This window comes from Limnoraphis robusta BA-68 BA1, from assembly GCF_034932365.1.
GTDB classification, from domain to species: Bacteria; Cyanobacteriota; Cyanobacteriia; order Cyanobacteriales; family Microcoleaceae; genus Capilliphycus; species Capilliphycus robustus.
Map to the genome: position 1 here is coordinate 192534 of NZ_JAYGHR010000062.1, position 9668 is coordinate 202201.

Here is a 9668-nt window from a genome sequence, read left to right on the forward strand (position 1 = left end):
GCCTTCAGTGCGATCTGTCAATTTTGGAGACGTTTTCAGGTGATCAGGTACATTTCAACCGTTCAAACCCTAACTTGTATCCGAAAAGCTAAAAGCGGATTGCTGATTGTTCACATCCCTGTTTTTGGAGAGGATCACGTTCTCCCCAAATCAGAGCGGAATGTTTAGCACTCAAAGTTCCCAGATATTGGTAACAGTGGTGAGGAGGTTCAGATCTTCAGTGTAAATACGGATTGTGTGAGGAAAACAAGCAGAAAATAGTTCGGTTTTCTCGCATTCATTCTTCTGATAGATTTCAACTGTTTCTGGGCATGATAGTAAGTAAAGATAGAGTAAAGATAGAGGATGATTTACACAGAAAACCGAACAATGAATAGCTTGACTCATCCCCCATTATTCATGTAATAATGTAAAGGGAAGTAAAGGAGAAACAGATTTCTAGTTGGAACAAAATCCAACCGAGGGAAAAGCGGGGGTTGTTGCAGTCGAATAGCTTCTCGGAAGTCGAGGAACGATCAGACTCTTGAAGCGCAAGCCAATTACATATTGATTGCCAATTGAACTTACATCGTACTACGGTCGTCTAATAAAATTGAGTTAAACGATTACGGGAGGGAACCTGAGATACTATCGCAGCCTGTCGAGCGTTCCGGCTCCCCTGTCAAAACATAGAGTAGAAATCCCACAGGGTTAGACTTTCTACCAGTTTAAAAGAGAACCAACTCTGACGTTCTTTCCTACTCATTGTTGATCAGTCGAGTAGACTCACTACCCATTTTGATTCTGTTAAGGGAGTTTAATTTAAAATCATGGCTAAGGTAAACAATCTCAAAAAAGATCAATCCATCAAACGGAACACTCGACCAGGGGTTTCAGCAGACACCGTGCGGACTTATCTGCATGAAATTGGTCGTGTTCCCTTGCTGACTCAAGAAGAAGAAATTCACTTCGGCAAGCAAGTTCAACACATGATGAAGCAGTTGGAAGCTAAAGAGCAACTGACGAAAACCCTGGGTCACGAACCTACAAAAACCGAGTGGGCGAAAGAAGTCGAATTAACGGAAGAGGAACTTGATAAAGTCATTGTTAGCGGTCGTCGCGCCAAACAAAAAATGATCGAAGCGAACCTACGTTTAGTCGTTTCAATCGCCAAAAAATACCAAAAGCGCAACATGGAATTCTTGGATTTAATTCAAGAAGGAACCCTCGGTTTAGAGCGAGGCGTCGAAAAATTTGACCCGATGCGGGGTTATAAATTCTCCACCTACGCTTACTGGTGGGTTCGACAAGCCATTACTCGGGCGATCGCTCAAAATGGTCGAACGATTCGTTTACCGATCCATATCACCGAAAAACTGAACAAAATCAAGAGAGTTCAACGGGATCTCGTCCAAAAATATGGTCGTAACCCAACACCGACGGAAATTGCAGAAGCGCTAGAGTTAGAACCCTCTCAAATTCGGGAATACTTACTCGCTTCTCGTCATCCGATTTCCCTCGATCTGCGAGTCGGAGATAACCAAGACACCGAACTCCAAGAACTCCTCGAAGACGAAAGTGCTTCTGCTGATAGCTACGTTACCCATGAACTGCTGCGTCAGGATCTCAAGAGCCTGATCGACGAACTCACCCCGCAACAACGGGAAGTCATTCTCCTCCGCTATGGTTTAGAAGATGGTCGCGAACTGTCCCTCTCTAAAGTTGGCGCTCGGATGAATATCAGCCGTGAACGGGTTCGTCAGCTTGAAAACCAAGCACTGAACCACCTGCGTCGTCGGAAGTCTCAAGTGCGGGAATATCTGGCTAGCTAGTTCACAATCCCTCTCTACCCCCTACCAACCCCGAGGATCGAAGTTCCCTCTCCTCACCCCCCACTCCCCAACCCCCCCTTTTTAAGGGCAGGGCCGTTTCAAAGTCGATAAACATTTGCTTAGAACCTCTCCCCCAACCCCTCTCCTATAAGGCGAGGGGAGTATTTTTTTTGATTAATAAGTATATCAAAATATTAATTACTCCTCCTTCCCTTGCAGGGAAGGGGGTTGGGGGGTTAGGTCATCAAATTTAGGGTCGAGAATGAAACAGCCCTGCCTTTTTAAGGGGGGATCAAGGGGGGATCAAGGGGGATAGAGAGGGTTAAGGTGAGATCAAATGAACTAATACTCGATCCCCGGTTGAGCTTTAACCCCTTGTTCTCTGAAAGGGTGCTTAACCAGGGTCATTTCTGTTACCAGATCGGCTCGTTCAATTAACGCAGGGGGTGCGCCTCGACCTGTTAAAATAACGTGAGTGTCTTCCGGTTTTTCGGCGAGTCCCGCTAAAACGGTTTCAACTGTCAAATATCCTAATTTGATCACCACATTAATTTCATCGAGTAAAACCAACTTAAACTCAGCATTACGGATAAAAGATAAACCCATTTCCCATGCTTGTTGCGCCTTTTCGATATCGCGATCGCGATCTTGAGTTTCCCAAGTAAACCCCTCACCCATCGCGTGAAACTCCAACTGATCCGACCAACGACTAAAAACCGCTTTTTCTGCGGGTTCCCAAGCGCCTTTGATAAACTGAATAATCCCCACCCGATAACCATGACCCAGCGATCGCATCACCATTCCTAAAGCGGCGGTTGTCTTTCCTTTCCCATTCCCCGTATGAACGATAATTAAGCCTTTCGTCTGCGACGCCTGGGCGACTCGTTGTTCCTGAACTTGTTTGCGTCGCTGCATTTTCAGGCGATGTTGTTCAGAGGTTAATGTCGTATCCGTTTGAGAGTCCATAGCTTTTATGTTCTACATTCGATTAAACTACTATCATAGGTTTTCAGCTTCAACAATGCGATCGCGTGCTTATTTAACCACCAAGACACCAAGAACACAAAGATGTTTTAAGCTGGCTCTTTGCTGATTGCTATAGATTATCCATTTTTTGTTTCAACCATGCGATCGCGTGCTTATTTAACCACCAAGACACCAAGAACACAAAGATGTTTTAAGCTGGCTCTTTGCTGATTGCTATAGATTATCCATTTTTTGTTTCAATCCTGCGATCGCGTGCTTATTTAACCACCTAGACACCAAGAACACAAAGATGTTTTAAGCTGGCTCTTTGCTGATTGCTATAGATTATCCATTTTTTGTTTCAACAATGCGATCGCGTCTTTATTTAACCACCAAGACACCAAGAACACAAAGATGTTTTAAGCTGGCTCTTTGCTGATTGCTATAGATTATCCATTTTTTGTTTCAACCATGCGATCGCGTCTTTATTTAACCACCAAGACACCAAGAACACAAAGATGTTTTAAGCTGGCTCTTTGCTGATTGCTATAGATTATCCATTTTTTGTTTCAACCATGCGATCGCGTGCTTATTTAACCACCAAGACACAAAGAACACAAAGATGTTTTAAGCTGGCTCTTTGCTGATTGCTATAGATTATCCATTTTCAGCTTCAACAATGCGATCGCGTGCTTATTTAACCACCAAGACACCAAGAACACAAAGATGTTTTAAGCTGGCTCTTTGCTGATTGCTATAGATTATCCATTTTCAGCTTCAACAATGCGATCGCGTCCTTGTTTTTTGGCTTCATAGAGAGCGATATCCGCCTTGCTAATTAAAATCTTAAATGAATCTTCCGGTTGAGGAAGCAGAGAACACACACCAAGACTCACCGTTACAAATTGACAGACTGTAGATTCCGCATGAGGGATTTTGAGTTGATGAATTTCTGAGCGAATTAATTCGGCTACTTGTTTAACGCCTTCTATTTCAGTATTGGGTAAAATTACAGCAAATTCTTCTCCTCCATAACGAGCGACAAAATCAGCCGGACGCTTAACAGCATTGCGGATCGCTTGAGCAATTTCTCGTAAACACTGATCTCCGGCTTGATGTCCGTAGTGATCATTATAGTTTTTGAAATAATCAATATCTGCTAAAATGAGTGATAGAAAGACTTTTTCTCGTTTGGATCGATGCCATTCTTGTTCGATATAGTGATCAAAGGCTCGACGATTCGCCACTTGAGTTAAAGAATCGGAAATCGCTTGTTGATAGAGATTTTGGCTGGTTTGATTGAGCAAGACTTCCCATTCTTTGCGTTCGGAAACATCTCGAATTGTCATCGAAAAACCATCCTCATTTTTAACAACAATCACCGAATACCAGTGGAGGGTATTATTCTGTTCAAAACGAAACTCTTGATTGAATGATTCTCCCGTTTCGACCACTCCAACCAATAGATAAAATAAATAGGGATCGAGTTGATCTATCATTGTTTTTAGCAGCCGTTGACCCACTAAGTTGTCTTGATGCTGACCGACCATTTGAGAAACCACTGGATTAGCAACAACACAGCGAAAATAGGCGATTTTTCCCTGAGCATCTCGGACGGCTTTAAAAGCTGCAATTCCATCGGGAGAACTATTTAAAACACTGGCTAAAAGCGCTCTTGATTCACTAAGAATTTTTTCCACGTTTTGACGGCGTTCGATTTCTTGGGTTAGTTCTATTTTTTGACGTTTGAGTGTGAGTTGATTTTCGATCCGAGCCACAAGTTCTTCATTATTAAAAGGTATAGAAATATAATCGACACCGCCCACTTGAAACGCTTGTATTTTGTCAAATAATCCCTTAACACCACTCATAAAAATAATCGGAATATCTACAGTTTTTGGATTATTTTTGAGGCGATTACACAATTCATAACCCTCCATTTCAGGTTGAACCAGATCTAATAAAATAAGATCGGGACAATCCGATTCCGCCTTTTCTAGTCCTATACTTGCAGTTTCAGCTTTGATCGGAGTATAACCATAACTGTTTAACATTTCTGCTAAAAAGTTTAAGCTCTCAAGTGAATCAGCTACAATTAAGATACTCCCCAATAGGTTGTTATTTCTCGGATAAATCATGGCTTATCTTGCACCGCTTTTACCTGTAAATCTTAACAAACTAACCACTAAATATTTCCAAGAAAGATGAGGGAAAATAGCCATTCTAAAAAATAGGTTTTACAAACCCAAAAATCTAGGGTTCCTTGACATGAGGATTATTAGGATAGACTGTCTCTAGTCTCTAAAGACAGGAACAGACTGATGCTGAGAATTTAAACAGTTGACTCAGAGGGGAACCAAACCAATTTTAACTCAAAAAATAGAGCTTTTCCAAACCGAATATACAGCACTCGCGGTTCGAGGATGGCATGAAGTCCAAAACTTATCTCTTTAAGGCAGCTATACGATCAGCAGAAGTCAGAAGAAGGTATACTTCACTCAATCTATTTCCACTTTTCCCACACTGATTTCAGCTTGAAATCGATTGTTAAGAAATCCTGAGAACTGCTCAATAGAATAACGGCTCATTTCAAGGGAAAATAGAGTAATAATAGCAGTCATCTCCTCTTTTAGGAACGGCGAACCCTTAAAATCAAACAGACTGTTACCAGATAAACCCTTATGTTAACTGTTGATCAAGCCGAATCAATTATTTTGGACTTAGTACAACCCTTGCAGAGTCCCCAAGATATCGAAACCATCGATCTCTGCGCCGCTTTAGGGCGAGTGTTAGCGACTCCTGTGATCAGTCACCTCGATTTTCCCCATTGGGATAACTCCGCGATGGATGGGTATGCGGTACGTCATGCCGATATTAAAGGAAGTACCGCTAATCATCCCATAACCCTAAAAATTGTCGAAGAAATTCCCGCCGGATATCAACCCCAACGTAGTCTACAACCCAGAGAAGCCGCCCGTATTTTTACAGGGGCTTGTTTACCTGTCGGGGCGGATACCATTGTCATGCAGGAAGACACCCAACGCCTGGGGAATCACGTTACCATTTTTAACTGTCCCCCTCCTCAAGCCTTTGTGCGTCGTCAGGGTTGCTTTCACAAAGCCGGAGACTTGCTGTTAACGCCGGGAATTCCTTTAGATGCGGCAGAAATCGCAGTATTAGCGGCGAGTCAATCTGTCCAAGTTCCGGTTTATCGACGGGTTAAAGTGGCTATTTTTTCCACAGGTGATGAATTAGTCACCCCCGATCAACCCTTAGAACCTGGACAATTGGTGGATTCTAACCGTTATGCGTTGACAGCGTTGATGCTGAAAATGGGCGTAGAACCCCTCAATTTTAGCATTGTGCGAGATCGCCCCCAAGCCTTAAAACAGACTATTTCTCAAGCCATTAATCAGGCGGATGCGGTGCTTTCGACAGGCGGTGTTTCGGTGGGAGATTATGATTATATTGAACAAATTCTCAGCGAATTAGGCGGTAAAATTCACGTCCAGTCTGTCGCCATTCAACCCGGTAAACCGTTAACGGTGGCGAAATTTCCCGATTGTGTTTATTTTGGCTTACCGGGAAATCCGGTTTCCGCTTTAGTCACCTGTTGGCGATTTATCCTGCCTGCTTTGAGGAAACTTTCGGGGTTAAAATCCGAGTATTATCAACCTGTTTTTGTCAAAGCGCGATCGCTGAATCTTTTACAGTCTAAAGGAAAACGAGAAACCTATCTTTGGGGTAAACTGAGTGTTAACCAGGGTGAGTATGAGTTTCAACTCGCCGAGGGAACTCATAATAGTGCAAATTTAGTTAATCTCGCCCAAACGACAGGTTTAGCGGTTTTACCTGTTAATTGTACACAAGTTGAGGCGGGAGATTTTGTTCAAGTGTTGCAAGTTTAAGTTTTTGAAGAAATAAAGGGAACTATGCGTGTTTTAATTGTTGAAGATGATCCGATGATGCAACTTGGGTTAGAACAGGTTTTATCCAATCAGCCGAATATTAGTTTGATTGGGATTGAAGAAGATGGTTATTTAGCCGTAGAAACAGCTTTAAAAGAAAAACCAGATCTGATTTTAATGGATATTGGTTTACCTCGGATGGATGGGATAGAAGCCACGAAAAAAATTAAACAGGCTTTACCCGAAATTCGCATTGTGATGTTAACTTCTCATACCGCAGAAACCGAAGTGATAGCCGCGTTATCGAGTGGGGCGGATGCTTATTGTATTAAAGGGGCGAGTATTGATCGGCTTTATGCGGCGATCGAAGCGGCGAGTGATGGGGCGACTTATCTTGATCCGCAAGTCGCGAGATCTGTTGTGAATCATTTACAACAACCAACGCCTCAAAATGATCGGAAAAATACGAATTTATCGCCTCGGGAGTTTGAGGTTTTGCAGTTGATGGTTGAAGGGAAAACCAATGTAGAAATTGCTGAAGAATTATACTTGAGTCCGAATACGATTAAAACTCATGTTCGAGGAATTATGAATAAATTGTCGGTTGATGATCGAGTGCAAGCGGCGGTAACAGCATTGCGATCAGGATTAGTGAGTTAAGCTAAAATAGAGAACTATTTGCTGTATTTAGATCAAATTATTTAGACTCATCTAACGGTTGATAGTCCGTACAATCTTTAGCGTTTTCACTGAGGACAATAGACGGCTGAACGGCACATTTCATATAAAGATTATTGTTAAAATATTGACAATTTGTACAAGGTATTTTATGAAAAGGCTGACCGAGATAAAATTGACCTCTGACCACTTTCCGAACTTGTAAATGCTTGAGAAAGACAATAATAGAAACGATTGCTAAAAAACCCGAGGTTAGATAAACTAATCCAATTCCTTCGAGAGATTTAGAAGTTTGATCAACCGGCTTTTCAGGAATGGGAACTTCTTGTACAACCGACTCAGGCGAATTTGCTTCGTAATAGCTTACGGTTGTGAAATCAGAGATTAACATACTAGAGGGAAAGGTAATTCTATCGTTGGGCTATTAATACTATTCTCAGTATTAGACAGTTGTCCGGACGCCTGCATCTTTCTTAGGGAAGAATTCTGATTAATCTCTGTGTCTGCAAAAAGACTTATCGCAAATTGAAAAAAATCATGCTATACAAAGCCATCGGAAATTGACAGTCACCCGTGATTACAGTTATCAGTTGTAGGGATAATTCATAAATTACCCCTACAAGACTCGTGACTGATAACCGTCTAGGTTTGACTGAGGTAAGAATCAAAGAGTTTGCGGCGACGATAGCGTTTTTTCAGGAATAAAAAAGCCGCGTAGAGAATCAGGGTTTCTCCTAAAAGTTCGGAGAATTCTTCGATAGCAACTCTGACTTTCTCTGCAAAAAATAGAATAAAATCATGGTGGAATAATAATATCATGTCCGGTTGAACAGTTATAAATAAACGACAGAGGAGTCAGGAGTCAGGAGTCAGGAGTCAGGAGGAAATCAAGAAGAAGAAAGAGGAGGATTATGAGAAAGTTTTTGATCACTAATTATCCGGACATGATATAACCCTACAAACAGTTGAAACCCACCTTTAAACAGTTCCGCCCCTAATCCCCCGAGAATTAATAAGGTGAGTCCCAGCAATGCAATCAACATTTCCTGACGGTACACTCGCCACAATTTCTGAATATCTTTGTACCAAACGACAGGAGTGATGGAAAACACACCGAGATAAATCCCCATCCAGTCTCCTTTTGCCTGCGCGTAGTGCCATACTTACTGGGGATGAACTGAACCATCGGGTAAAATAGCCCCAGCGAGGATGGTACCTGTGAGTTTAACCATGATGCGATCGCCTGATCCGACTTTCGCCCCCGTTAAGTTAGCCCCTCGCAGATCCGCCCCACTTAAGTCAGCGCCTATTAAATTCGCTTCTTGTAAATTGGCATAACGTAAGTCAGCTTGGAGGAAATTCGCCCGAAATAAATTCGCCCGGTACAAACAAGCCCCATTTAAGTTAACTTTATGTAGAAAAGCATCACTTAAATTCGCATGGCTTAAGTCCGCTCCCGTTAAATTACGGCCGGAAAAATCCCTTTCTTTAAGATCCGCCCCTTTGAGATCAACGCCGCTCATATCGGGCGCGTGAGGCCGCTGATAGGGTGTTTTCGGTGGGTAATCCGTTTGAGGAGTCGGTTGAGGTTTAGGTTGAGTTACAGATTGAGAGGGACGGGGAGTGGTTGATGTCGTTGGATGAGAATAGGTTTTCGCTTGGGTTTGAGTAGACGAAGCGGAATATCCAGTGGCGCTGTGTCGAGTGGAGGATGTCGTCGAATGCTGAGGAGTGGCTTTGTATTGAGAGGTTGTGTTCCGCTTTAAAATCGAACGCAGTTTATCTCGCGCCTGGTTAATCTCCTTCAGCTTCTCTTCTGCTATTTTTCGTAATCGTTGATTCTCTTCAGGAATGCGATCCGGATGCCAAATAAATGCCAAGTCCTTATAAGCCTGATCGACCACTTCTAGAGTAGCACCGGGCTTGAGTTCTAACACGCGATAGCAATAGTTTAGTTCGCTTGGAGTCATCATGGAAGTGGCAGAAGTCACTCAAGTTTCTATTTTGGATTTTGGGCTACTTGCAATTTCAGCCCGGAGAGTTGGGATTAACCCGTTAACTGCCATTGAGACATTGGGTAAAAACGCCTGTACAGTTGCCTGAAATATAACGCTTAAAATAGCTCATTGCATTTCTTCCCTCAACTCGTTGAGCTTGTTAAACTATTTTAGCGTCTTGGTGACACTCTCACGTCAAGCGAAGCGCTGTGACGTGAGCTTCTAAGGTCGCTCTTAGAAGTTCCTGCTTCGTAGCCCGACTATTATCTAAGGCTCCACAGGCTGACACCGTGAGACCCACGGCGTTT

Annotated in this window: 10 protein-coding genes; 4 read left to right on the forward strand and 6 right to left on the reverse strand. The window is 42.7% G+C overall.

All coding sequences use genetic code 11. From position 1 onward, the window contains the following. Nucleotides 1-809 precede the first annotated feature (809 nt). Nucleotides 810-1811, forward strand: coding sequence for an RNA polymerase sigma factor, RpoD/SigA family (locus VB836_RS15245; RefSeq protein WP_323220342.1), 1002 nt, complete (start codon nt 810-812; stop codon nt 1809-1811). Nucleotides 1812-2153: 342 nt separating this feature from the next. On the opposite strand, the gene cobO is transcribed toward VB836_RS15245, so the two are convergent. Next, nucleotides 2154-2777: a cob(I)yrinic acid a,c-diamide adenosyltransferase gene (gene cobO, locus VB836_RS15250; protein WP_323220344.1), complete on the reverse strand. Its 624-nt coding sequence runs from the start codon at nt 2775-2777 to the stop codon at nt 2154-2156. A gap of 761 nt (nt 2778-3538) precedes the next feature. Continuing rightward, the gene (locus VB836_RS15255; RefSeq protein ID WP_323220346.1) at nt 3539-4915 is read right to left on the reverse strand and encodes a GGDEF domain-containing response regulator; all 1377 of its coding nucleotides are present in this window, start codon (nt 4913-4915) and stop codon (nt 3539-3541) included. 543 nt (nt 4916-5458) lie between these two features. Between VB836_RS15255 and VB836_RS15260 the strand changes: the two genes are divergently transcribed. Further along, nucleotides 5459-6685 carry a molybdopterin molybdotransferase MoeA gene (locus VB836_RS15260; protein WP_323220348.1) on the forward strand — a complete coding sequence of 409 codons (1227 nt, stop codon included), beginning with the start codon at nt 5459-5461 and terminating at the stop codon, nt 6683-6685. 24 nt (nt 6686-6709) lie between these two features. Then, nucleotides 6710-7345: a response regulator transcription factor gene (locus VB836_RS15265; protein WP_323220350.1), complete on the forward strand. Its 636-nt coding sequence runs from the start codon at nt 6710-6712 to the stop codon at nt 7343-7345. Between the two features lie 37 nt (nt 7346-7382). Here the strand turns inward: VB836_RS15265 and VB836_RS15270 are convergent, their stop codons facing one another. From VB836_RS15270 to VB836_RS15285, 4 genes are all read right to left on the reverse strand, one after another. Then, nucleotides 7383-7754 carry a hypothetical protein gene (locus tag VB836_RS15270; protein WP_323220352.1) on the reverse strand — a complete coding sequence of 124 codons (372 nt, stop codon included), beginning with the start codon at nt 7752-7754 and terminating at the stop codon, nt 7383-7385. Nucleotides 7755-8005: 251 nt separating this feature from the next. Next, entirely contained in the window at nt 8006-8182 is a 177-nt protein-coding gene (locus tag VB836_RS15275; RefSeq protein WP_323220354.1) for a hypothetical protein, read from the reverse strand. 68 nt (nt 8183-8250) lie between these two features. Then, nucleotides 8251-8493 carry a hypothetical protein gene (locus VB836_RS15280; protein WP_046282344.1) on the reverse strand — a complete coding sequence of 81 codons (243 nt, stop codon included), beginning with the start codon at nt 8491-8493 and terminating at the stop codon, nt 8251-8253. A 33-nt stretch (nt 8494-8526) separates the two neighbouring features. Further along, nucleotides 8527-9333, reverse strand: a complete 807-nt coding sequence (locus tag VB836_RS15285) for a pentapeptide repeat-containing protein (RefSeq protein ID WP_046282349.1) — start codon at nt 9331-9333, stop codon at nt 8527-8529. 1 nt (nt 9334) lies between these two features. Here VB836_RS15285 and VB836_RS15290 point away from each other — a divergent pair, with 1 nt between their 5' ends. Beyond that, nucleotides 9335-9466 carry a hypothetical protein gene (locus tag VB836_RS15290; protein ID WP_323220356.1) on the forward strand — a complete coding sequence of 44 codons (132 nt, stop codon included), beginning with the start codon at nt 9335-9337 and terminating at the stop codon, nt 9464-9466. The last annotated feature ends 202 nt before the right edge of the window (nt 9467-9668 follow it).